The sequence below is a fragment of the Methylobacterium pseudosasicola genome (assembly GCF_900114535.1).
GTDB lineage: Bacteria > Pseudomonadota > Alphaproteobacteria > Rhizobiales > Beijerinckiaceae > Methylobacterium > Methylobacterium pseudosasicola.
This window is the reverse complement of record NZ_FOTK01000023.1, coordinates 86,829-110,431: the sequence shown is the minus strand read 5'-3', so window position 1 is coordinate 110,431 and position 23,603 is coordinate 86,829. Positions and strand designations below refer to the sequence as shown.

The window sequence follows — 23,603 nt, the reverse complement described above, 5'->3', positions numbered from 1 at the left end:
GACTGTCCTCCGCGCTCCTCGACGCGGCAGCGTGATGCGCCGAGCAGGGTATCGCCTGCGCGTGCCCGTTGCTGTGTCATGCCCGCTCCCGTCAGCCGAAGCATCATCTACCTTGACGTGTGATATAGCACTCGGAAAGGTAAGACCCTACGGTAATTGCAAATCGGAAACCAATTTCTTGTCCATTGATGCTGTGGCACCTTGCCATTACGCAACGACCGGCGCAGGGACAGATGACTTTGCACTGGAGTATGGAACGTGGACGAGAACATTGAAACGATCGAGCGTGGGTCGACCGACTACATCGAGCTGACGGCGGGTGTCGTCTCTGCCTACGTCTCGAACAATCACCTGCAGCCGAGCGAGATCGCTACCCTGATCGCCAACACGCACGCTGCGTTGGCTGGGCTGGGCAATGGAGCTGCTCTGGAGGCTCCGGCTGTCGAGAAGCTGACCCCTGCCCAGATCCGCAAGTCGATCACGCCCGACGCGCTGATCAGCTTCGTCGACGGCAAGCCGTACAAGACCCTGAAGCGGCACCTCACCGGCAATGGCATGACGATCGAGCAGTACCGCGAGCGCTACGGGCTGCCGCGCGACTACCCCTCGACGGCTGCCAGCTACTCCGAGCAGCGTTCCAAGCTTGCCTTGGCTCTTGGCCTCGGCAATCAGCGCAAGAAGGCGGCTGAACCTGCCCAGACCGTCTCCGACAAGCCGAAGCGTGCCGGGCGGCCGCGGAAGGCAAAGGAGGCCTGAGGACCAAGCGGGGATCTGCCCGTTCCGTCTGGCGATCCCCATATCCTCACCTATCGCAGCGGTTGAGCCTTCACTGGCTCCCGCAAGCGAGCGCGCCGGTCGCCGTGTTCCCCCCGTTCACGCGCGGCCGGTGCGTCCTTTCACATTGAGGATCAGGTATCGCAATGCAGGTGCAGCACGCCTCACCCAGCTCGGCGACCGCATCGAACGTAGGTCGAGGTGCCCAGGGCACTCGTCCAGGTCAGGCGGTCACCATTCACGGCAAGACGGACCTGAGAGGACCAACGGTGGTCACGGTCACCACAATCGGCAGCCAGTGACCAGATGTTGCCGGCGCGATGGGCGCCGCTGAAGCTGCAGATGGTGTCGCCGGCCTGCGCGCGCCCGGGCGTGATCGTCGCCGGGACGAATCCCTTGCGACGCGCGGGAGCACTGCAGGCGTCAGTGGTAGGCCCCCAGGTTCCAACATAGTCCAAGCCGACTGAAGCTGGGCGGGGCGTCGCTGGAGACGTTACGGTTTGAACCGCGACAATTGCTGGCGTCGACGGCGGGACGACAGCTGGAGCCGCGGCGGGCATGGCCGGCTCAAGGGCGGCAACCCTGATTACAGGACGGGAGATGTCCTCCGGCTGATCGATGACCGGCTCGCCGATCGCCTGAACCGATGACGTTGGGAACGGCAGGTCCTCGTTGAGATAGGCCGCGCAGTAGGCGAACAGGCCGCCCCAGCCGAGAACAAGCATCACCTGAAGCGCAACGCTACGCCGATCCTTTGGCTGAAATCCAACCGATGGCCCGGCCAAGACAATCGCCCCCATTTCCCCCTCCTGCGGCGCTCCCTTTTCAATTCCCTGTGCCGCAACCATCGCTGGGCATTACTTGGGAGATGGAGCAACATGACTGCAATCGGCGACTGCCTGACATCATGATGCCTCGGCAATTCATTAACTTCAGATAAATCGTTAACGATTAATTAATGCGCAGACATTCGTTTACGGAGACGGCGATCTCTTCCGCGACATCACGAGGAACGATCGAGGCCAGATGGCGAAGGCGTAATAATCCACTAGCCTCCGCCAACCTGTTCAAGGACGTGGCGCTGAGCCGCGGCCCGACGATGGCGCCGGCTGAGGGCACGTCATGGCCTTCAGCGTAGCGGCGCTCAGATGCGACGGGCAGATTGGGCCCCGACCTCGGCTGCATTAGCATCGATAGAGGGAGCAGCTGGATTAAGCCCCTTCGGCGGACGTCTATGCCTCACTGCGCCAAGCTTCGCATCGCCATCAATCTCGCTTGGCCTATGAGGAAATTCATGCGTTCTCTCGTTCTCGGCGCCGTCCTTGCCGTTCTGATCCCGCTCTCTGCCCAAGCCCAGGAAGTCGGTGATGCTGCTGCTGGCGAGAAGGCATTCGCGCCCTGCAAGGCTTGCCACAACTTCCAGAAGAATGGCGTGGGTCCGGATCTGAAGGGTGTCGTCGGACGCAAGGCCGGCACCTACGAGGGTTACAACTATTCCGCCGCCCTGAAGAATTCCGGCCTCACCTGGGACGAGGCCACGCTCCACGAATGGCTGAAGAACCCGAAGGCCAAAGTTCCAGGCAACAAGATGATTTTCCAAGGCTTCTCAGACGACAAGAAAATCAATGACGTCATCGCCTATCTTAAAACGCAATCCTAAAAAACAAAGCTTCGCACAAATAAGCAGCACTTCTTTATATTTTCACTTCTCTGGCCGCCCAGGAGCTTCTGAGCGGCCCTTTCTGCGTGCCCAAACATCTCTCGGCAACAATAGTATCAAACTGTTACTTCCTAGGCTTTATATTGTAATCATAATCGCTATCCTGATAACAGTCGCCGGCGTAACGCACCGAGCGTCCATTTACCTTAGCCCCGCTGGCAGTCGCCGTGCGGGGCTTTCTTTTGGCGATTATGCCGTTCGCACATACAGTGCGGCATATTCTTCGGGGGTCGGGAAACCTGATCTATATGTAATCGTTGCCCGCCGCTGTGTGGCACAGCTGCCGGTAGTTGCGGTCTCTGACTCAGGCATGACCGTGATTGAGAGCCATGGCTCCCGCCTTGCGACGGCCGGGAAAATGTATGCCTCGCTACCATTTCAACGTCTATGACGGCGTCGTCCCGCTCGACAAAAAAGGTGTCGAGTTGCCAGACTTAATTTTCGCTCGCCGCGAGGCTATCCGGTATGCCGGCGTGCTTCTAGAAGAAGGCGCAAGGCTAGAGAGCCTCGGCCCAGAATGGCGGATGGAAGTAACAGGTGGGGCAGATCTGATACTATTCAGGCTGGATTTTTTTGTGACACCGTCGTCAGCGGTTAGCTCTTTTGAAAAAACGAAAGCGTAAAACAAAACCTTCGAGTTATCGCCCCTGCTTGCACGAGTCGACTGCATGGCCCAGGCCTTACCAAAGGGGCGGGCTCGTCGTTGAGCCAGCGAGCCAACTTGCGGCGCGCTCCTGACGGGGTGCGCCGCACCTTCCTCGACATCGCGCAGAACCACGGGCGGCAGATGGCGAAAGCGGAGTAGGCCCTGACATCATCCAAACGGGTGAAGCGAATCAGCTTCGGCCGAGCCATGCATAGCGCTCGAAGCCCAATGGCAACTTCAGCCCGCCCGGCTCACTGCCGAGGCGGGTTTTCTTGCTGCACTGCAGCACTACAACTGTGTGCGGCGCCCGTCTCAACAGCTGGCGCCATCAGAGCCTCGGACTTCGCGGTGACACCTTTGTCCGAGGCTGAAAGCCCGCCCGATCCAGTATCGTGGCGGGCTTTCCTCTACTGGTATTTGCGGTATGGTCCCTGCGATTTTCGACTCCCCCTAGAGCTCGAAATCACAACCTTCGCCCGCCCGGTTCGCCGGCGCGGGCTTTTTCGTGCCAAATACCGGCTCGGGATGCTTAAGTTCGCAAACCAGCACGCCTCGGTAACCGCCAGCGGCCATCCTACCCCCGAGCCAAGTTGTGTATCGGCTCACATAGGTGAGGCAATCGAGACCCATGCCGCCGCGTAGCAAGCCGCTAGCTCCCATCGCGCGAGGCGAAAAAGCTGGCCGGCTTGCAACGAGCGAGATGATCAAGACGCTGAGCCCAGAGACAGGCAGCGTTGAGGGCGTCGTGCGCAGAATCGAGCAGGTCGGGATCATTGTGGCCCGGGGGCATCAGGAAGCCGGCATGCGAACTGATGAAGTTCGGGCATGGCACATCGGCTTCGAAGCGGGGATGCGCCTCGAACTCGGAGATTACATGCGCCGCTTTTGATCGGCCGACCTCCGCCCCACCCAGTGAGCAGATCGGGGCAGGACCGAGCGGCCAAGGGGCGCTCTAAGCGACTGACAGCGCTGGCGTTCCCCAAAGCGATCCACAGTCCTCCACTGGCATCGCGCGAGCTGGAGCTGCACTCCGCTGAACTGCGCGACCGGATCTGGCATGTTCCGCCTTCGTTCCAGAAAGGAGACGGCGGTGGTTGGGCTTCTGCGAGATGTACCGCCCGGTCGGGTGTATGTGGACTGCTCCTCCTGCAAGCGGTCCGGTCGGTACTCGGTAGCCAGCCTCCGAGAGCGGTTCGGGCCGGACACGTCGACTCTCGATATCCTGCGTACCCTGACGGCGTCGTGCCGCTATCAGCGTCCGCCCGGGTCGCCGCCCGCCCGAAAATACGAGCACCTGTGCCTGGCCGCGATCACGCTGCCGCCACCCAGGCGACCGGACATCCCGGTCCCGCCGGGCGTGCCTTACACGATCGAGGTTTGGACGGAGACGGGTGGGGGCATCGAGGCGCAACTCGCGGTGATCTACCCGATCGACATGGCGCGGGTCGCGTTCCGGGTGGCGTGCGAGCTATGGCCGAAGCATGAGGTCACGTTGGGGGGGATCGGTGCCGGATCGTGGAGAAGCGAGAACGGCCGGACGCGCCCGGCAGCGCGACAACCGCCGATCCGTCGCCCTGATCGTCAAGCCATCAACGACGAAGGCGAGGGCGGCGAGGGCGGTGCACATGGCGGGAGGTTAGCCGCCGGGATAGTGGCGTCGAGGCAAAAAGATGGTGCTGGCGAACATGCAATCGGTGAGGCGCAGGATCCGCTGGACGGCCCGATGCCGTGATACGCTGAACTGTTGCCAAGGGGATTGGGCCCAATGCCAGCCGTTTCGATGCCTGCTCGTGCTTTCGCAGAACCAATCCGTATTCGATAAGACGGTCTGGATGCCGAGCGACACGAGATTGAACTCTCATCCCTAGCCGATTCCCTTAAGGGATTATCCCGCATCCTAGGCGTGGCGGGAAATTTCGCCGCGACTGAGAGGTACGTTCAGCACAAGGATGCGATGGCCGTCAGGGTCGTCGTAGGCCAGCCAGAGGCTCACTGTTTTGAGATGGTGGCTTATATCGAGTGGGCAGCCAATCAGCCGCTACTCGCGGGGGCCGGCGGCACGCTGTTAGCTGCGTCCGTTTCCTATATCATCACGAAAGCGGCGGGTCGGCGTGAGGAGATGAGACAGCTTCGTGGGGCCCTCGAAACAGCGATCAAGGAGCTGGGGTCCCGCGATCAGAGCGCGCTGGATCGAGCTCTCACGACGATCGACCGAATGGCTGACGCACTTCGACCGGCGGTTCGCCAAGCTGTGCAGCCGCTTGGGACAACAGCGAACTCGTTGACTGTTGGAACAGCAGAACGCACTGTCGTACTGAATATCGCTGATCGCGATGCCGTGATGGCGGACGTTCCTCCCGAGATTACTAGCGAAAGCGACTACATCGTCCGGATCACTGAACTCGACATGGAGACAGGGAATTGCCGCATTGCGATCATCGGTGAAGATGACGCGCGCATCGCCGGCAAGATCGTAGATCCGGCCGTGGCTGTCCCCAACAATCCCTATGTGACTGCGATGGCTGCGTGCGTGCCTTTACGCGTTCGTGCCAAGGCTTTAATCCGCGACGGCGCTATTGAGCGGCTATACTTAAGCGACGCAATCAATACCTGATTACGCCGATTCATTCTCGGAAGACTCCGCGCTAAATAAATATTCGTTCATACCCGACCATAACCGCGGCAATCTTCAGCGCACCAGGTAACATTCAGCTGCGGCCTTCCGCAGCCGCACCCCGGGCCTCTCAATGAAGATGACGCCAGCGGCTTCGAGAGGGGCTACCAGAGCCGAAGCAGGTATCCGCCAGCCAGCACGAGGACGATGAGGGTCACGATCGAGAGGTAGAACCTTTTTGTGGCTTCGGTCCGATGGTTGGCACGACGCTGGTCAGCTCGAGACCTGAAGGCGACGATCTTCGGATCCGACAAGTGCTGCGTTAGGCTGTCGGGCAGCCGACGCTTCGATCCAACCCAACGCATGCTCGCCTCGCTACAACCGCTTCGCCCCTAGCGCCTCTTCCACGAGGCGGGGGATGGGGTCGACAGCCTTATAGGCAGCCGGCTCGCTTTAGCGCGCCGATCATCTTACGGCCGATCCGGAAGCCATTCAGCACTTCAGAGCCGAGGATCTGAACACGCTCCTCTCCGCCGTTCCGCATGTAGAGGAAGAGCTGATAGCCGGTCGTGGCGCCGGTCGCGTCGATCGTGGTGACCTGTCCGCAGAATTCTTCCTCTAGCGCAGCCTCAGTGGTGATGCGCTGGACCTTGCGAAACTGGGTTAGCAGGGGGAGCGGGAACTCAGTTGCGACACGGATCCGGACCCGGGTTTCTGACGTGAGGAAGTGATCTGAGAGAGCTTCGGTAGCCAAGTCCTGGCCGAATGCCGAATGCGGTGTGAGCAGCAGGCTCATGAGAACGCCGCCCAGCGTTGCTCTCATCTCAGATAGCCCTTCGCCTTCAGGTGCTCAGGGAGGAGCATCAATCCGCCCCCTCAGGACCCTGCGCTCTCTCGCGCAAGTTTTATCGCCCGGAGCTTTGCGGTCCGTTCCTCGATCTCTCGGCGCTCTGCTTCAACCTCGTCCCAGACCGCACTGGCTTGGTCGTGCCTTTCCGCAGCTCTCGCAGCCTTGGTCTCGCGGTATCCCTCGACGTGGCTGGGGTTCTCGGACATCAGCGCTCCTCTCAACCTACGGGTGAGTAAGGTAGAGCGCCGATCTGTCTCGTCACTGGTGTGCCGATGACGCGCACGCACGAACTCACGGCCTCACCGGGCGTGGTCCAGATCAGAGATCAGGCACAGTCGCGTCGAGCCACTTTGCAGCCCCCAACAATGTCGAAAATGCGTGCTGCCCACGCTCGAACGGCGGCGGGAAGGGCGGGCTGTCCTCTAGCGTTTCGGCCATCCAGTCGCCCTCCCGGCCGTCCTCGGACACGTCTCGGACGAGGCTGCCGACAACCTTGCCGTCGAGAATGAGATCGAAGCTGCCCGGGGCGAGGCGCTGAAGGGTGTAGGGCATCAGATTTCCAAAACGGACGCCGCGCCACGCGACATCAGCGCTGCAACGCCGGGAGGGGATGTCAGTTCGCCCCCTCAGGATCCTCGCGGTGCCGCACGTAGCCCTGGCCGGTGAGCCAGTCTGTCACCGCGCGCAGCCCAACTGACGCTCGGTCGCTCGGATCTGGGCTACTTGCTCTCGCTGGCGCGCCGATAGGGGCACATCCGCCTCGTCATCGTACTGGCACCCAGCATTGCCGAAAGCCCGGATAGCCTGCGGGGTGCGGAAGCAATAGCCGGCGGCTTTGAAGATCGCGTTCCGCTCGGACCATAGCTCTTCGCATGATGACGATACGGACCCACTCGGCACGCTTCGACCGCTCGCGGCCGTGCGGCAGCAGCCGACGTACCGGGCGCTCACCCATCCGGTCTGGCCGGACGGTAGCTGGATGTTCACCCAGCCACCCTGACGGCCGAGTTCGGTGAAGAGAGTGTCGGGCCCGAGACGGGCGAGGCGGACGCCCTGCGTGCCGCTCGGGAGGCTACGCAGCGCCAGGAAGTTGTCGCCGTAGGGATCGAGGCCGACGGGATAGCTGAAGGCTTCCTGCTGGACCTGGGCCAGCGCCGGCAAACTCGCGACAACGGCGAGGGCCGCGGTTGCGGACACAAGGAGGCGGAGGGAAGAGAAACGACTCGGTGAAGACCCAATGCGGTGACACTCTGGTGACACCGCCGGTCTCTGCATCAGGGTTGATCCCTGCTAAGTCATTGAGAATATTGGCGCACCCGACACGATTCGAACGTGTGACCTTTGCCTTCGGAGGGCAACGCTCTATCCAGCTGAGCTACGGGTGCTAGCCGCGCCGATTTCCTAACCCAACCGCGCGGGGAGCGCAACGGCTAGGGTGGGCCTCTCTGGGGCGCGACAGGAAGGTGTCGGCCCCTCTACGGCAAAGGGCACAGGCTCGAATCGTGTCGCGGGCGTGCGAGCGCTGAGCGCAATGCGTGGGCAGGCGAAAGGTTGTAAGGCGTCACCCGGCTTGCGCCACGAACGCGCCGCGGCCCCTCTTCCGGAAGGAGCGGTGGCCTGGCGCGACGATGCAGGTGTTCCGCGTGATACCGGGAGGTGTTCCCTGGAGGGCGCGACAACCTGAAGGTGTTCAGCTTGTAGCCAGAACCCGGCGGCTGTGCTGAAAAGGTCCGACAAACAGCTGCAGGGCGTCTCGGCGCCAGCGGCTAGCGGGCAGCACGGTCTCGGTTTGCTACCGTCCCTCCATCTTGGCCCTGCGGCGCGGCCGCGGATCATGGCTGACGACCTGATCCGGCGCATCGCCGGTTTGGGGCAGGGCGCGCGTCTGGTCGTCCTGGGCATCGATCGCACCGCCATCGGCGCCCTCGTCTCGGAGGGCACCGACCGCAGCGCGCTGCTGGTCGCGAGCGGGGTCCAGCCCTCGGCCATGGCGCTCATCGACCGGCTTCTCGACGATCTCGCCGAGCTGGCCCTCGCATGCTGGCCGCATTGGCACGGCCGCGATGCGTCTCTCACCCCGGTCACCGCCGACCCTTGGCTGAAAGCGGCGTCGAAGCGCGCCAGGCTCGGCCTGGTGCCGCGCTTCCGCAAGATGGGGCGAGCCCTTGAGTTCCTCCGGCTCTCGCGAGCGATCGACCCGGCGGGCGTGGTTCTCGTCTGGGAGGTCGATCCGGCATCGGCGACGCGGGCGCGCCCGGCGATCGAGGCGCTGGAATGGTGCACCCAGCACGGGGCCGCGGTGGTGGCGACGCTCGCCGTGGCGCCGATTGAGACCGCGCCGTACGACCGTGTCCTCTACGGCGCCTATGAACTCGCCCAGACGGACAGCACAGCGGCCGAGCGTTTCATCGCACCGGTCGGGGCGCACCCGGCGAGCGCCATCGAGCGGCGGGTCGCCGACGCCCTCGCACAGGACGCCGACCTTAGAGGCTTGTTCGTTTGCAATGCCCCTGTGCCCGTCGGGGCCTGGGGCGCGAGACCACGCGTCGACCTCCTGTGCCGGAAACACCGCGTCGTCGTGGAACTCGACGGTCCCGAGCACCGGGCGGAGCCCAAGTTCGGCGCCGATCGCCACCGGGACTACGAGTTGCTGACCGCGGGTTACCTCGTGTTGCGCTTGACCAACGATCAGGTCGCGGCCGACCTTCCCCTCGCGATCGAGAAGATCCGGGCCGTCGTCCGCCTGCGGCGCGGTTCGCAGGAGGGGTGAGTCGATGAGCGAGTCGGTAACGCCGAAGCAGGCGCTGATTCTGTGGTGCCTGATCGGCCGGTGCGGAAGCGCCCTGCAGAGCGCGATCACCCCCCGCATCGACAAGGCGGACCGGGAAGCCCTCATCAAGGGCCGCTACCTCGAAGCCGTGCGGCAGGGGCGCTCGCTGCGCTTGACCGTCACGGACAAGGGCTGGAACTGGGCGGGCGGGCATATGCGCGAGCCGCTGCCGCCGACCTTCCGCGTGCTGCAGGACTGGCTGGAGCGCATCCAGGCCGATCTCGCCGCGACGGGTCGCGCCCTCGCAGACCTCGTCGGGACCGCCCCCGACGAGCCGGCACCGGCCGTGCAGCGCCCGCCCGCGCGCAAACCGGCGGTCAAGGGCGCGAACAGGGGCGCGAAGAAGCCCGGGCCCAAGCAGCTCCGGGCCCGAATCGAGACCGCGTATCTCGCGCTGACCGGCGGGGAGCGGGCCAAGGCCGTGCGCCTGAGCGCCCTGAGGGCCGAGCTCGGCGACCTCGACCGGGCGACCGTCGATGCGGGCCTCGCGGCGATCCTGCGCGGCGACAAGACAGCGCGGCTGAGCCAGTTCAGCGATCCCAAGTCGCTCACAACGCCTGAGCGCGAGGCGGCGTTCAGCCCGGCCGGCGAACCCTTCCACATCCTCTGGATCCAATCATGACCGACGCCCTCGACGCTCTGCGCCGGGTCGATTTCGATTGGGTGCGCACGCTCGACAGCATCTGGGTTGACACCGCGCCCACCGGCAGCCCGAACGAGCGCCTCGTCCCCGGCCTCGTCGCCGACCTCCACGCCAAAGCCCGCAAGCCGGCCGACCGCGCCATCGGCCGCGTCTTCGTCGGGCCGGCCGGCGTCGGCAAGACCCATCTGGTCGGGCAGCTCCGCCGCGAGGCCTGGCGCTCGGGTGCGTGGTTCGTGCCCCTCGACGTCCTCGGGCTGACGGATTTCTGGCGCAGCGCGGCCCTGAGCTTCGTGACCGCCCTCCTGCAGAAAATGCCGGACGGACGGCGGCAAGCGGATGCGGTGCTGGCGGGCGTGGCGCGCCGCTTCGGGGTCGAGACGCAGGTCGAGGCCGCGTTCAACACCCCGAATATCGATGCCCGTCGGATCGTCGATGTCCTCGTCACGGCACTGATGCGAGTCGATGCGGCGCGGGCGCTCAAGCATCTCGACGTGTTCCGGGCGCTCTGCCTGCTGCGCTCGCAGGATTTCGGTGTGGTCGGCCTCGCCCATGCCTGGCTGCAGGGCTACGACGCCGATCCGGTTGAGCGGGCCGCCCTGGGCTTCAAGACGCCGCCGCCGGCCCCCGTCGAGCTCGTGCGGGGCATGGGCTGGATCATGGCCCTGAGCGGTCCGACGCTCGTCGCGGTCGACCAGATCGACGGGATCATCGAGAGCAGCCGGCTCGCCGCGGAGGATGGGCTCGACGCGGAAGCCGGCCTCGCCGAGGTGCTGGCCGCGGGCCTGCTCGAGGTCAACATCGTCTGCGACCGCAGCATGACGGTGGTGACTTGCCTGGAGGAGTCCTGGGCGCGCCTCACGGCGCGCAGCCTCGCGCCGATGCTGGGACGCTTCGGGGAGCCGACGGTGCTGCTGGGCATGAACGAGCAGGCCGCCGCCGCCGCCCTCGTGGCCGGCCGGCTGGCCCCGGCCTACGCGGAGACCGGTTTCGAGGCCCCGTCGCCGACCTGGCCGTTCAGCGCGCGCGCCATCGCGGAGGCGGCGGCGGCCAACATGATGCCGCGCACCCTGCTGATGCGCTGCGACGCTGTCCGCCGCCGCTGCCTCGCGGAGGGTGCGGTCACGATCTGCGACAGCTTCGTCAAGGCGGCGGATGCTGCGGTGCCCGTCGCGCCGCCCACCGAGTTCAACCTCGCCGAGGCCTGCAAGGCGGCCGACATTTCGGGCATCCGCAGCGACGAGGATCGCTGGCTCGGCCAGGTGCTGCGCGATGTCTTCGACCTCTACACCCTGGAGGACGACCCGGACGACACGCTCGACGTCGCCAGCCGGGGCGAACCCGACCAGCGGATCCCGCCGCTCCACGGACGGCTGATCTTCATCCATCATGACGAGAACGACCGCGAGCGGCACGTCTGCTACCGGGCGCTCCAGCACCAGAATGCCATCGCGTTCCAGGCCCGCCTGCGGGCGGCGCTCACGGCCTCGGGCATCTCGGCGCGGATCCCCGACCGAGAATTGCTGCTGGTCCGCCGCGGGCCCATGCCGGGCGGGTCCAAGACGAAGCAGCTCGTCGCGGCGTTCACGGCGGCCGGCGGCCGGTCGATCGACCCCTCGGACGAGGACCTGCGGACCTTCGTCGCCCTGCGCGACCTGCACGCCTGGGCGCAGGCAGAGGGCATCTCCGACCGGTTCGAGCGCTGGATCCGCCTCGAGCAGCCGCTGGTGAAGACAGCCTTCTTCCGGGACGCGGGCCTCGCCCACGCGGCGGCCCGCGCAGAGGCCCCCGCCTCCGGCGGGACGATCCCGGCCCCGCGGAACGACGGAGAGGATACCGCTCTCCCGACCGCCCAGAAAAAGGCCACCCTTGAGGGGGCCGCCCCCGCCGGCAACCCCGCTCCGGCGCGGGCGGAGGCCGATGGGCCGGGCCGCGCGCTCGGGACCGAGGAGACCGCCTCCGGCTCGGCTGCGCCGGACGCGATCCCGGTCGGGCACCGGATCACGCCCGACGCCCCCGAGGTGAGCCTGCTGCTCCGCCTGCTGCCCCGCCACACCGCCATCATCGCGGGCTCGGGCTCCGGCAAGACCGTGCTCCTGCGCCGCCTCGTGGAGGAGGCTGCTCTGGCGGGGATTCCGGCCATCGTGATCGATCCCAACAACGATCTCTCGCGGCTCGGCGACGCGTGGCCGGCGCGACCGAATGGGTTTTCCCCGGAGGACGACCGTAAGGCGGCGCTCTACGCCGAGCGGGTCGAGGTCGTGGTCTGGACGCCGGGCGTGCATGCCGGCAACCCACTGTTTCTCTCCGTCCTGCCCGACTTCGCGGACCTCAGCGCGGACCGGGACGAGCGCCAGCAGGCGATCGAGATGGCGGCCGAGACCCTGGGGCCGCTGGCCGGCGCCAAGACCAATCTCCTGCGCGGCGTGCTGGCCGGCGCGCTCCATCATTTCGCGGACCGGGGTGGGGGCAAGCTCAACGACTTCATCGCCCTGCTCGCGGACCTGCCCGACGGGATCAGCCCGATCGGCAACGCCGCCAAGCTCGGGCTCGGCATGGCGGACCAGCTTCATGCCGCGATCGCGACGAACCCGCTTCTGAAGGTGGACGGCCCCGTCCTCGACCCCCGGCAGCTGTTCTTCGGACGCGACCCGGCGCGCACGCGCATCTCGGTCATCAACCTGTCGGGCCTCGCCTCGGACGCGGCCCGGGAGGATTTCGTGAACCGGCTCCAGATGACGTTGTTCGGCTGGATCAAGAAGAACCCGTCCCCGCGCGGCATGCTCTACGTGGTCGACGAGGCGCAGACCTTCCTGCCCGCCCAGAAGGCGTCGCCGAGCCTCGGCAGCGGCATCAAGCTCGTAGCGCAGGGTCGCAAGTATGGGCTCGGGATGATCGTCGCGACGCAGGTGCCGCGAGGCATCCACAACCAGGTCGTCTCCAATTGCACCACGCAGTTCTTCGGCCGGCAGAGCGCGCCCGCGACCATCGCGGCCGCCCAGGAGATTCTCGCGGCGAACGGGGGGGCCGCCGCCGATATCGGCAAACTGGGGGCGGGAGAATTCTACTTCGCCACCGAGGGCTCGGGACGGCCGGCCAAGCTGCGCACGCCGCTCTGCCTCTCTTACCATCCGGCCAACCCGCCGACCCCGGAAGAGGTCGTCCGTCAGGCCAAGCGCTCGGCCGAGCCGGATACTCGCGCGGGGGCCTCCTGAGGCCCCCGATCCCGGCCCGGCGCCGCCGCGCGCGGCGACGTCGGCCACGTTCAAGGCGCGGCACTGGTCGCCTCCTGCCACATTGTAATCCTGCGGCATGAGCAGCTTTTCGGCGAGGCGCCGGGTACGCAGCTTGCCGAAGAAGGCGGGTAGGGGCGGGGGCGCAGATGGCGCAGACGATCGATCGTGGGACGCTGGACCGGCTGATCGCCCTCGGCCGGGCGCGCGGTGAACTCACGGCGCAGGACCTGCAGGCCGCGCTGCCGGTCGACCGCATGGATGTTGATGCCCTGGTGCTCGTGATGCTGGAGCTGGACGCCGCCGGGGTGAGCGTCGAGCCCGAGGCGTTCGGGCCGCCCGTGGACCGGCCGGTCCCGGGATCGGTGACGCTCCCGGAACATCGCTCCGAGACACCGCCGCCGGTGCTGCCCGCGGGTGGAATGGGAGCCCCGGCCGCTGCGGCGGAACCCGCGCCGGAACCGCCCGCCACCCCACTCGTGGGAGATCCGGACGGAAGCCGGGACGTCACCCGGGCCGTCGCCCTGGCGGGTCTCGTGACGCTGCTCATCCTCGGCGCCGTGCTGCTGGTGCTGTGAGCCTTTGCCGGGGGAGGTTGTTGGGCCGGAACGCTTCCGCGAGCGGCCCCGTTGGCTCCCGCCGACCGAGAGGACAGATCCGGATCATGCGTCACCGAGCCGACAACACCCTGGCCCTACTGGTCGCGGCCTTGCGCGAGAGCGCGGCGCATATCGAGGCGCTGCTGACGCTGGCGCGGACCGAGATCGACGGCAATGTCCGGGCCATCGTGTCGCTGATCGCGATCGTGGGTACGATCCCCGTGCTGCTGATCGTCACCTTCTTCCTCGGGCTCGACGCGGTGGTGAAGCTGCTCGCCGTGCCGTTCGGCTCCGAGGCTCCGGCGGCGCTGATCGTCGCGGCCCCCTTCCTGGCCGTGGCGCTGGTGCTGGGCTGGCTCGGCCTGCGCCGGATGGCGCTCTCGAACCTGGAGCCGTGGCGGACGTGGCGGCAGGTGAAGCAGGATGCCCGCGCGGTGGCGCGGAGTCGGGCCTAGAGGCTCTCATCACGCCGGATTTCGAAAGGTCTCCGACCTTCTGCGGGTGTCGGTCAGAGCCCTGCGCGTCTCGGGATTTTGTCCCGAACCCTCCCAAAAGGCTTTGCGATTTACTGGGTCGGCGCCAGGATCGCGCTGAGGCCCGGCTCGAGCGGCACATCGAGGTGGCAGCGCAGGCCCTTGGCCTCGAAGGCAAGGTCGACGGAGCCGTCGAGTTCGCGGCGCACGCCGCCGGAGATCAGGCGCGTCCCGAACCCGGCCCGGGCCGGGGGCTGCACCGGCGGGCCGCCGCTCTCCTGCCAGGTGAGGCGCAGGCGCGGTGTGCCGCCCTCGGTCGTGGCCAGGGACCACGAGACCCGCACGCGGCCCCCGGGGCCCGAGAGCGAGCCGTACTTGGCCGCGTTCGTGGTCAACTCGTGGATCGTCATCCCCAGAGCCAGCACGTGCCGGGGGGATAGCGAGATGTCGGGTCCGTCGAGGCCGATCTGGTCGCCGCCGGTGCGGTAGGGGCTCAGCTCGCTCTCCAGCACCTCGCGCAGGGAGGCGCCGCTCCAATCCTCGCGGGTCAGGAGGTCGTGGGTCTTCGACAAAGCCAGGATCCGCGCCTCCAGGACGCCCTCGGACCCGCGGGACTGGCGGGCGAGAGCCTGCACGGTGGCCAGCGTGTTCTTCACCCGGTGGTTCAACTCATGCAGCATCGTCACCTGCTGCTCCTGCAGCGCACGGCCGCGGCGGATCTCGGCGTGCAGTTCGTCGGCGTTGCGCTGGAGCGTGCCAGCCATGGCGTCGAGCTTGCCGCCGAGTCGGCCGAACTCCGTGGTGCCGCGCAGGCCCGTGCGGACGGTGAGGTCGCCGGCCTGCCAAGCAGCCGCGATCCGGAGCAGGCGATCGATCGGGCGGCGAATGAACATCCGTCCGGCCAGGAGCGCCGCCGCCAGCGCCAGCAGCGCGCCCAGGGCGATCAGCACCAGCCCGCGGCGCGTGGCGGCGTCGATATCCGCGAAGGCCGCCGCGCTGTCGCGGCCGACCACCAGGCGCACCCCCGCGAGCGGTCCGCCCGGCATGGCGGTGGCGATGATCCGGGTGCGGCCGTCGAGGCCCTCGGCGATGCGCACCTCGCCGTCTCCGGCCGTCCGCATCGCGGCACGTTCTGGCGGGATCGGCTTGCCGATCCAATCCGCCCCGTTCGGGCGCTGCGCGATGATGAGGCCGTCGTGATCCGTCACCGTGATGGCCGTCTCCGCCTGGTGCAGCGTCTGCTCCAGGTGGTCGGACAGCCAGTCGAGATCGACGGCGGCCAACAGGACGCCTGTGGCCGGAACCTCGGTCGCGGCGGCGTCTCGTGCGGTCTCTTGCGCCTCATCGGCCGGGGACACCACCCGGGCGAAGTGGATCGACGGCCGTTTCGACACGATGCCGAGCGCGTAGCCGCCGACCGCGAATCCGTCCGCTTCGAGGGCACGGCGGTGATAGGCGCGCGCCCCGCTCGAATAGGCCCCCGCCGCCGAGCCGGCGCTGTCGCAGATCACGCGGCCGCCGGGATCCGTGAGCGCGATCAGGATCACGTGCGGCAGCCGGACGGCGGATCGCTTCAAATACGCTTCACAGGCGGCGGGGTCTCGCGCCCGCACGGACGGGTCCCCGGAGATGAGGTCGAGGGCCTGCCGCATCCGCTCCGAGAGCTGGGTGAAGTCCTCCGCGGCGCCCCGGACGGTGGCGAGGGCGTCGGCGCGCACCGCCGCGTCGCGGCTCGTCCGCAGGGCGACCTCGTTGTAGCCCTGGATCACCAACGCCGGGGTGAGTGCCAGCAGCACCAGCAGCAGGATACGCGTGGTGAGCGACATGGGAGATCAGTCGCGGCCCGCGCCGGTACGAGCGGCCCGGAGCGCGGCGCAACCGAGGTCGTCCGGACTCTCACCGATCAGGTCGCGCACCACCGGCGTCTCGGGCAGTACGACGCCGTGGTGATGCGGCAGATAGAGCTTGACCGTCGTGCCGCAACCCGGCTCCGCATCGATCCGGGCCTGTCCGTCCGATGGGGTGGCGAAGCCGCCGATCGTCGATGGGCCGAGGCCGGTGCACGGGACGAGAGGTGGGGGGGTGAAGAACGGCGCGGAGACCCGGGCGGCGACCTGCGGGCTCATAGCGGTCCCGGTATCGCCGACCGGAGCTCCGTCTCGTCCGCGCCCATGGTTCCTCTCACGGCGTGCGGATCGCGCGGGCTCGGCCGGACACGGCCGGCGCACAGGGAGGGGCGAGATCGAAGGCTGTACGCCGGCTCATCCGGGCCTTGTCGCAGAACCAACCGACACTCGCCAGCCCGCAGACGGGCTCGGTCTCGAAAGACGGCGGCTCTCCGTCCTTATGTGACGCGCTCACTCACGCCGAACCGGTATCCCCTTCGGCGGCGTGCTCTAATGCTCGCGGCTGCGCGCGCCGCCCGCGACGGGGCGCAGATGCAGGAAGCTGCGCTCGCCGGTGGCCGCCTCCGCCACGTGCTGGATCGTGTCGAGCAGCTCGGTGACCGCTTGCGGCGCGTCGGGGCGGAACTGCGCCTTGGGCTCGACCCAGCGCTTCTGCACACGCCTCGCGGCGATCTGCGCTTCGCTCAGCGCATCGAAATCCCGGCGTCGAACCATGGCCCAGCCCTCCGTCCTAGACTGTGTCGGCGTAGGGTTGACGAAAGGTTAACGTGCCCGGCGGATCGGGGCTCGCAGGGCAGCCTTGCACCACAGAGGGGAGGGCGGCCGGTTGGCGGCACACGAGCCTATAGAGGTGCGGGCCCGCGCGGCCCCGTTCGGTCTGTCAAAATCCGCACCAGTCTGAGCAGCACGGTGCGGATATGTGCCCGAAGGTGAGTGTTGTCCGCCATGAGTCGATTTACGGCGCGCCGACGCGGGAAGTTTCAGAAACCCGCCATTTCGAAGGGCGTTGCTACGCAAAAAGTTGGCTGTGCGCAGAGCCCGCGCACCTGTCCCACCGCCCAAGGGCGTATTGCGAGACCGCCCTCACCGCGTCTGGTCTCTTGGTATGGATTGCGCACCGATCTTCGAGAGAACGTTCCTGATATGCGCGCGCACCATTGCTCTTCTGTTTGAACCGTCGTCCGTGCTCTTCGCGACAGGCGGCTCATCGGCGGTCGACATGGCTAAGCCCCGAGATTGCGAGCGCCGCCTCTTCGGGCCACGTCGAGGTGGCTGGGCGGGCTATGACGAGAATCTATAGTAGATCGCTCGTCGCAAATCTCGGCGTTGTTGTCGCGCCGCCGATCAATGCACGTTTTAGCTATGTTAAGGTTTATCGCAGCCGGCGTTCGTCGCAGCCACGCCCGGGACTACGTAGAAAAATCCGGGCGCCCGCCAGAGGGTTCCAACTGGGAGATGTCGGTGCCCGAACGCTTCTACTTCGATGTCGAGAACGACCGGGAGCGGATCCGGGACGCGGTGGGTGTCGAGGCCGAGAGCCTGGAGGAAGCCCTGGCCGAGGCGCGCAGCGTGATCGACGAGATGGCGGGTTCCGTCGGCACGGGCGAGACCGGCGCGTCGTGGACGCTCGTGGTCCGGGATGCGGCCGGGTCGGTGGTCGGCCGCCTGCCGATCCGACCGTGACGGAGCCGATGAAAGAACCCGCCGCGGCACGGGCCGGGCGGGTTGAAGGTGATCTCGTCTCGGAGAATGCCTGACCCTAGACGCCGGCCCCGGTCGGTGCATCCCCCATCCGAGGGACGCCCGCCACACGATTCAGCGATCCGGCAAATCCTTCGGCCGTAGGCGCCCGGCCCCGAGGATCAGGCCATCAGCCCCCGAAGGCGCGGGGCGGCAGGCCGCTCACGCCGACATCGAGTTCGAACAGGGCGCCCGCGTTCGTCTCGTGCTCGACGCCCCGGGACGCCGAGGTGACGAACAGCCGGTCCAGCCCGGGCCCCGCAAAGGCGCAACTCGTGATGTTGGTGGCCGGGAGCGGGACGGCGCGCAGGAGACGCCCTTCGGGATCCACCCGGCTGATCCGGCCCGCGCCCCAATGGGCGATCCAGAGGCAGCCATCGGCATCCGTGGTCATCCCGTCGGGCCAGCCCCAGGCCTCGGGGAAGCGCAGGAATTCCCGCTTGCCCGTCAGGGTACCGTCGGCGGCGAGGTCGAAGGCGAAGACGGTCCGGGCGGCGCTGTCGCTGTGATAGAGGATCCAGCCGTCGCGGCTGAAGGTCGGGCCGTTGGCGACGCCGTAATCGCCGTCCATCCGGCGCCAGGTCAGGTCGGGATCGAGCCGGTGCAGGGCGCCCGAGATCGCGGTCTCGGCCTGGTGCATGCTCCCGGCCCAGATCCGGCCGGCATAGTCGACCTTGGCGTCGTTCAGGCGGTTGTCCGGATAGTCCGGCTCCGGATTGCCGATCGGGGTGACGCTGTCGGCCTCCAGGTCGAACATTGCGAAGCCGCTCTTCAGGCCGATCACGAAATCGCGCCGGCCGGCCCGGGGGATGATCCAGCCGATCGGCTCCGGGAAGGAGCGGGTGCCGGTCGCGCCGCTGGCGAGGTCGAGCCAGCGCAGGGCCGGCGCCTCGATATCGACCCAGAACAGCCGGTCCCGCTCCGGCACCCAGACGGGTCCTTCGCCGAGCCGGTCGCGCTCGGCGCGGGCGACAATGCGGAACTGTGCCTCCATGGGATCGCCTTCGTCTAGAGCGCTCGCCGCCAACCGGGATGCCGGCTCGGGCTCGGCGAGCGATTGAATCAGAGACGGGGGCGGGTTCCGTTCGCCGCCTCACGCCGCATCGCGGACGATGGCCGATCAGGCGCGGGCGGAGGCTTTCCGGCCCGGCCGACTGCCCCAGAGGGCGTAGAACAGGACGTAGAGCTCGCAGGCCGCCGTGATCAGAAAGGAGTGCTGCAGGCCGAACCGGTCGGCGGCCCAGCCCTGCACCACCACCAGGGAGCCTCCGGCGATCGCCATGATCAGCAGGCCGGCACCCTCCTCGGTCAGGGGTCCGAGGCCGCGAATGCCGAGGGTGAAGATCGTCGGGAACATCACCGCGTGGAACAGCCCCACGGAGATTAGCGCCCACATCGCCAGCGGCCCCGTCCCGAAGGTCGCCACCAGCATCACCGTGAAGGCCGCCAGGGCGGCGCCGGCCAGGATGGTCTCGGCGGAGCGCCCCTGCATCAGGTAGCTGCCGATGAAGCGGCCGACCATCATCCCGCCCCAGAGCAGGAACAGGTAATGCGAGGCCTGCGTGTGCGTGAGGTCGCCGATCTCCGGCTGCGACACGAAGTTGATGAACAGGTTCGACACCCCGATCTCGGCGATCAGGTAGATGAAGATGGCCGGGACGCCGAACACGAGGTTGCGGTGTCGCCAGAGCGACAGGCTTCCGCGCTCGGCCTTGGCGGCCCGCTTCGCGGCCTCGCTCCCGCCGCCGATGGCGGGCAGCGGGAAGCGGGCGATCACCACGGCGAGGACGACGAGGATCGCCGCCACGATCAGGTAGGGGAGCTGCACCGACTGCGCGTCGGCGAGCCGCTCGGCCGGGCTCAGGGTGGCTCCGGCGGTGGCGTTGCCCGAGGCGGAGCGGCCGAGGATCAGGTAGCCACCGAACAGCGGCGCCAGGGTCGTGCCGAAGGAGTTGAAGGCCTGGACGAGGTTGAGGCGGGCCGGGGCGGTCTCCGGCGGCCCGACCACCGCCACGTAGGGGTTGGCGGCGACCTGGAGCAGGGTGATGCCGCTGGCGATCACGAACAGGGCGGTCAGCGTGATCGCGTACGAGACCTGATGCGAGGCCAGCACCATGCCGAGGGTACCCAAAGCCATGATGCCGAGGCCCACCACCAGGGCACGCTGGTAGCCGATGCGCGCGATCAGCTTGGCCGCCGGGATCGACGCCACGAAATAGGCGATGAACCACACCGACTCGATCAGCGTGGTCTGCGTATAACTGAGGTCGAACACGCTCCGCAGATGCGGCAGCAGCGTGTTGTTGATGACCGTGATGAAGCCCCACATGAAGAACAGGCTCGCGAGCAGCGAGAGGGCCGGGCGGTAGCTGCTCTGGTCCCGCGTCGCCGTTCCCGCCGCGGGCGATCCGAAGCTCGCGATCGGTCCTGCCATCAAACGTTTCCTCTCACCGGGGCCACCTTGCCGGAGCCCTTGTTGTGAATTTCATTTGTATGAGTATATAACGGATATACCGGCGTCAACCGCGGCACCCTTGGAGGGCCGGCGCACGATCGGCAAAGGGAGGGCGAGCATCTTGCCAGGGGATCGGATGCGTGGCGTGGGAGCTGTGGCGCTCGGTGCCTGTGCGGCGATCCCGGTGGTCGCCCCGGCGGCCGAGCCGGTCCGGACCGTGTTCGGCACCCTGCCGGATGGCCGCGCGGTCGAAGAGGTGACCCTCACGAACGGCAAGGGCGTCACCGCCCGGGTGATCTCCTGGGGCGCCCTGTTGCGGAGCCTCGACGTGCCGGATCGCGCCGGCAAACCCGCCGACATCGTCCTCGGCTACAACGATCTCGCCGGCTACCTCGCCCAGCCCAACTATTTTGGCGTCAGTGTCGGGCGCTACGCCAACCGGATCCGCGGCGGGCGCTTCATCCTCGACGGCCAGACCTACACGCTGCCCACCAATGATGGCCCGAACACCCTGCACGGCGGCAATACCGGCTTCGACAAGCGGCTCTGGACGATCACCGAGGTCAAGGGTGGCGCGACGCCGTCGGTCACCCTGCGCTATGTCAGCCCGGACGGCGAGGAAGGCTTTCCCGGCACGCTCACCGTGACCGCGACCTACGCCTTGGACGCCACCAACACGCTGACCATCAGCTACCTAGCGACCACCGACAAGCCGACGATCGTCAACCTGACCAACCACAGCTTCTTCAACCTCGCCGGCGAAGGCTCGGGCCGCCCGGTTCTCGACCAGATTCTGACCATCCCGGCCGAGCGCTACACCCCGGTCGACGCCACGCAGATCCCCACGGGCGAGCGCGTTTCGGTGGCGGGCACGCCGTTCGATTTCCGCAAGCCGACGGCGATCGGCGCGCGCATCCGCGACGGACGCGACACCCAGATTGTGCGCGGGCGCGGCTACGACCACAACTGGGTCGTGACCGACGCGCCCACCGCCGAGCCGCACCTTGTGGCCCGGGTCGAGGATCCTGTATCCGGCCGTATTTTAGAGGTCGCCAGCAACCAGCCCGGGGTCCAATTCTATACCGGCAACTTCATCGACGCGACCATCGTGGGTAAATCCGGTCTCGTTTACCGGCAGTCGGATGCCCTCGCGATCGAGCCCGAGCTCTTCCCCGACACCCCGAACCAGCCGGCCTTCGGCTCGGCCCGGCTCGATCCGAGCGCGACCTACCGGAACGTCATCACCTACCGCTTCTCCGCCAGCTCCGCACACCATCGGACAACCGACAAATGACCGATCACCCGACTTCCCGGCCCCTGCGCTCGCGCGCCTGGTTCGACAACCCCGACAATATCGACATGACCGCGCTCTACTTGGAGCGCTACCTGAACTTCGGCCTCAGCCTGGAGGAGCTGCGTTCCGGCAAGCCGATCATCGGCATCGCCCAGACCGGCTCGGACCTGTCGCCGTGCAACCGGCACCACCTCGTCCTGGCGGAGCGCGTCCGCGAGGGCATCCGCGAGGCCGGCGGCATCGCCCTCGAATTCCCGGTCCATCCGATCCAGGAGACCGGCAAGCGGCCCACCGCCGGCCTCGACCGCAACCTCGCCTATCTCGGGCTGGTCGAGCTCCTGTACGGCTACCCCCTCGACGCCGTGGTGCTGACCACGGGCTGCGACAAGACCACCCCGGCCTGCCTCATGGCGGCCGCCACCGTGAACATCCCGGCCATCGCCCTGTCGGTGGGGCCGATGCTCAACGGCTGGTACAAGGGCCAGCGCACCGGCTCCGGCACCATCGTGTGGCGGGCGCGCCAGATGCTGGCCGCCGGGGAGATCGACCACGAGGGCTTCATCAAGCTGGTGACCTCGTCCGCCCCCTCCACCGGCTACTGCAACACCATGGGCACGGCCACGACGATGAACGCCCTCGCGGAGGCGCTCGGCATGATGCTGCCGGGCTCCGCGGCGATCCCGGCGCCCTACCGCGACCGGCAGGAGGTCGCCTATCGCACCGGCAAGCGCATCGTCGAGATGGTGGCTGAGGACCTCAAGCCCACCGACATCCTGACCCGGGAGGCGTTCCTCAACGCGATCGTGCTCAACTCGGCGATCGGCGGCTCGACCAACGCCCCGATCCACCTGGCCGCGCTCGCCCGCCACGCGGGGGTCGAGCTCGACATCGCCGACTGGCAGACCCACGGCCTCGACGTGCCGCTCCTGGTCAACCTGCAGCCTGCGGGTGAGTATCTCGGCGAGGATTACTACCGCGCGGGCGGCCTCCCGGCGGTGGCCGCGCAGCTGATGCGGCGCGGGCTGCTCCACGAGAACGCCCTGACGGTGAACGGCCGTACCATCGGCGACAATTGCCGCGACGCGGTGATCGAGGACGAGGATGTGATCCGCCCGATCGACCGGCCGCTGAAGGAGGCCGCCGGCTTCCTGGTGCTGCGCGGCAACCTGTTCGACGCGGCGATCATGAAGACCAGCGTGATCGGCGAAGAGTTCCGGGAGCGCTACCTCTCGAACCCCGAGGATCCGGAGGCCTTCGAGGGCCGGGCCGTGGTGTTCGACGGTCCGGAGGATTACCATCATCGGATCGACGACCCGGCGCTGGCGGTCGACGAGAACAGCATCCTGATCATGCGCGGCGCCGGCCCGGTCGGCTATCCGGGCGCGGCGGAAGTGGTGAACATGCGCCCGCCGGCCTACCTGATCCGCTCCGGGGTGCACGCGCTGCCCTGCCTCGGTGACGGGCGGCAATCCGGCACCTCGGCCTCGCCCTCGATCCTCAACGCCTCGCCCGAGGCGGCAGTGGGCGGCGGCCTCGCGCTGCTGCGCACCGGCGACCGGGTGCGGATCGACCTGAAGCGCGGCACCGCCGACATGCTGCTCGACGCCGACGAGATCGCGCGCCGGCGCAAGGCCCTGGAGGAGGCCGGGGGCTACGCCTATCCGGCATCTCAGACCCCGTGGCAGGCGATCCAGCGCGCGAGCGTGGGGCAGATGCACACCGGCGCGATCCTGGAGGGTGCCGAGCGCTTCCAGCGGATTGCTCAGACCAGCGGCCTGCCGCGGGACAACCACTGACAGAAAACCCCGCCGCTGCAACGGCGGCGGGG

23 protein-coding genes, 1 tRNA gene and 1 pseudogene are annotated in these 23,603 nt (G+C 67.3%); 14 read left to right on the top strand and 11 right to left on the bottom strand.

The annotated features are described in order from the left end of the window. The first annotated feature begins 258 nt into the window (after positions 1 to 258). The 6 genes from BM228_RS20970 (at position 259) to BM228_RS20940 (ending at position 5,754) form a co-directional block, all read left to right on the top strand. The gene (locus BM228_RS20970; protein ID WP_092043648.1) at positions 259 to 756 is read left to right on the top strand and encodes a Ros/MucR family transcriptional regulator; all 498 of its coding nucleotides are present in this window, start codon (positions 259 to 261) and stop codon (positions 754 to 756) included. Positions 757 to 2,068: 1,312 nt separating this feature from the next. Further along, positions 2,069 to 2,434, top strand: a complete 366-nt coding sequence (locus BM228_RS20960) for a c-type cytochrome (protein ID WP_092043645.1) — start codon at positions 2,069 to 2,071, stop codon at positions 2,432 to 2,434. A gap of 422 nt (positions 2,435 to 2,856) precedes the next feature. After that, complete coding sequence (locus BM228_RS20955; RefSeq protein WP_092043643.1) at positions 2,857 to 3,117, top strand: DUF6894 family protein; 261 nt, start codon at positions 2,857 to 2,859, stop codon at positions 3,115 to 3,117. 723 nt (positions 3,118 to 3,840) lie between these two features. Continuing rightward, on the top strand, positions 3,841 to 4,029 hold the full coding sequence (locus tag BM228_RS20950) for a hypothetical protein (protein ID WP_092043641.1): 189 nt from the start codon (positions 3,841 to 3,843) through the stop codon (positions 4,027 to 4,029). 168 nt (positions 4,030 to 4,197) lie between these two features. Further along, entirely contained in the window at positions 4,198 to 4,872 is a 675-nt protein-coding gene (locus BM228_RS20945; RefSeq protein WP_244537240.1) for a hypothetical protein, read from the top strand. Between the two features lie 96 nt (positions 4,873 to 4,968). Further along, a complete protein-coding gene (locus BM228_RS20940) occupies positions 4,969 to 5,754 on the top strand; it encodes a DUF7946 domain-containing protein (protein WP_483128466.1) in 786 nt (261 codons plus the stop codon). Between the two features lie 433 nt (positions 5,755 to 6,187). On the opposite strand, the gene BM228_RS20935 is transcribed toward BM228_RS20940, so the two are convergent. From BM228_RS20935 to BM228_RS20915, 6 genes and pseudogenes are all read right to left on the bottom strand, one after another. After that, positions 6,188 to 6,550 (bottom strand): hypothetical protein, encoded by a 363-nt coding sequence (locus BM228_RS20935; RefSeq protein WP_139234142.1) that lies wholly within the window; start codon positions 6,548 to 6,550, stop codon positions 6,188 to 6,190. 80 nt (positions 6,551 to 6,630) lie between these two features. Further along, positions 6,631 to 6,810 (bottom strand): hypothetical protein, encoded by a 180-nt coding sequence (locus BM228_RS35145; RefSeq protein ID WP_092043637.1) that lies wholly within the window; start codon positions 6,808 to 6,810, stop codon positions 6,631 to 6,633. A 112-nt stretch (positions 6,811 to 6,922) separates the two neighbouring features. After that, positions 6,923 to 7,156 carry a hypothetical protein gene (locus BM228_RS20925; RefSeq protein WP_092043635.1) on the bottom strand — a complete coding sequence of 78 codons (234 nt, stop codon included), beginning with the start codon at positions 7,154 to 7,156 and terminating at the stop codon, positions 6,923 to 6,925. A 123-nt stretch (positions 7,157 to 7,279) separates the two neighbouring features. Next, entirely contained in the window at positions 7,280 to 7,504 is a 225-nt protein-coding gene (locus BM228_RS35470; RefSeq protein ID WP_244537241.1) for a YARHG domain-containing protein, read from the bottom strand. 45 nt (positions 7,505 to 7,549) lie between these two features. Next, a pseudogene (locus BM228_RS35465) lies at positions 7,550 to 7,879 on the bottom strand (SH3 domain-containing protein); the annotation flags it as partial. 33 nt (positions 7,880 to 7,912) lie between these two features. Further along, a tRNA-Arg gene (locus BM228_RS20915) sits at positions 7,913 to 7,989 on the bottom strand. 449 nt (positions 7,990 to 8,438) lie between these two features. On the opposite strand from BM228_RS20915, the gene BM228_RS20910 reads away from it, so the two are divergent. From BM228_RS20910 to BM228_RS20890, 5 genes are all read left to right on the top strand, one after another. Further along, positions 8,439 to 9,374, top strand: a complete 936-nt coding sequence (locus BM228_RS20910; protein ID WP_092043632.1) for an endonuclease domain-containing protein — start codon at positions 8,439 to 8,441, stop codon at positions 9,372 to 9,374. Between the two features lie 4 nt (positions 9,375 to 9,378). Continuing rightward, positions 9,379 to 10,056: a hypothetical protein gene (locus tag BM228_RS20905; RefSeq protein WP_092043630.1), complete on the top strand. Its 678-nt coding sequence runs from the start codon at positions 9,379 to 9,381 to the stop codon at positions 10,054 to 10,056. After that, positions 10,053 to 13,289, top strand: a complete 3,237-nt coding sequence (locus tag BM228_RS20900; RefSeq protein ID WP_092043629.1) for an ATP-binding protein — start codon at positions 10,053 to 10,055, stop codon at positions 13,287 to 13,289. The genes BM228_RS20905 and BM228_RS20900 overlap by 4 nt, the downstream gene beginning before the upstream one ends. Positions 13,290 to 13,456: 167 nt before the next feature. Further along, positions 13,457 to 13,885, top strand: coding sequence for an RNA polymerase sigma factor region1.1 domain-containing protein (locus BM228_RS20895; protein WP_092043627.1), 429 nt, complete (start codon positions 13,457 to 13,459; stop codon positions 13,883 to 13,885). Between the two features lie 86 nt (positions 13,886 to 13,971). Further along, positions 13,972 to 14,361, top strand: coding sequence for a phage holin family protein (locus BM228_RS20890; protein ID WP_092043626.1), 390 nt, complete (start codon positions 13,972 to 13,974; stop codon positions 14,359 to 14,361). A 110-nt stretch (positions 14,362 to 14,471) separates the two neighbouring features. Here BM228_RS20890 and BM228_RS20885 read toward each other — a convergent pair whose 3' ends face one another. The 3 genes from BM228_RS20885 to BM228_RS20875 form a co-directional block, all read right to left on the bottom strand. Next, on the bottom strand, positions 14,472 to 16,205 hold the full coding sequence (locus BM228_RS20885) for an HWE histidine kinase domain-containing protein (protein ID WP_092043624.1): 1,734 nt from the start codon (positions 16,203 to 16,205) through the stop codon (positions 14,472 to 14,474). 6 nt (positions 16,206 to 16,211) lie between these two features. Then, entirely contained in the window at positions 16,212 to 16,505 is a 294-nt protein-coding gene (locus BM228_RS20880) for an ATP-binding protein (protein WP_092043623.1), read from the bottom strand. A 270-nt stretch (positions 16,506 to 16,775) separates the two neighbouring features. After that, positions 16,776 to 17,000, bottom strand: a complete 225-nt coding sequence (locus BM228_RS20875) for a hypothetical protein (protein ID WP_092043621.1) — start codon at positions 16,998 to 17,000, stop codon at positions 16,776 to 16,778. A 747-nt stretch (positions 17,001 to 17,747) separates the two neighbouring features. On the opposite strand from BM228_RS20875, the gene BM228_RS20870 reads away from it, so the two are divergent. Continuing rightward, on the top strand, positions 17,748 to 17,969 hold the full coding sequence (locus tag BM228_RS20870) for a DUF6894 family protein (protein ID WP_092043664.1): 222 nt from the start codon (positions 17,748 to 17,750) through the stop codon (positions 17,967 to 17,969). Positions 17,970 to 18,156: 187 nt separating this feature from the next. On the opposite strand, the gene BM228_RS20865 is transcribed toward BM228_RS20870, so the two are convergent. Continuing rightward, on the bottom strand, positions 18,157 to 19,020 hold the full coding sequence (locus BM228_RS20865) for an SMP-30/gluconolactonase/LRE family protein (RefSeq protein ID WP_092043620.1): 864 nt from the start codon (positions 19,018 to 19,020) through the stop codon (positions 18,157 to 18,159). A 126-nt stretch (positions 19,021 to 19,146) separates the two neighbouring features. Next, the gene (locus BM228_RS20860) at positions 19,147 to 20,460 is read right to left on the bottom strand and encodes a sugar MFS transporter (protein ID WP_092043618.1); all 1,314 of its coding nucleotides are present in this window, start codon (positions 20,458 to 20,460) and stop codon (positions 19,147 to 19,149) included. A 157-nt stretch (positions 20,461 to 20,617) separates the two neighbouring features. Between BM228_RS20860 and BM228_RS20855 the strand changes: the two genes are divergently transcribed. After that, complete coding sequence (locus BM228_RS20855; RefSeq protein WP_092043617.1) at positions 20,618 to 21,775, top strand: aldose epimerase family protein; 1,158 nt, start codon at positions 20,618 to 20,620, stop codon at positions 21,773 to 21,775. After that, on the top strand, positions 21,772 to 23,571 hold the full coding sequence (locus BM228_RS20850; RefSeq protein WP_092043615.1) for an IlvD/Edd family dehydratase: 1,800 nt from the start codon (positions 21,772 to 21,774) through the stop codon (positions 23,569 to 23,571). The genes BM228_RS20855 and BM228_RS20850 overlap by 4 nt, the downstream gene beginning before the upstream one ends. Positions 23,572 to 23,603 lie beyond the last annotated feature (32 nt).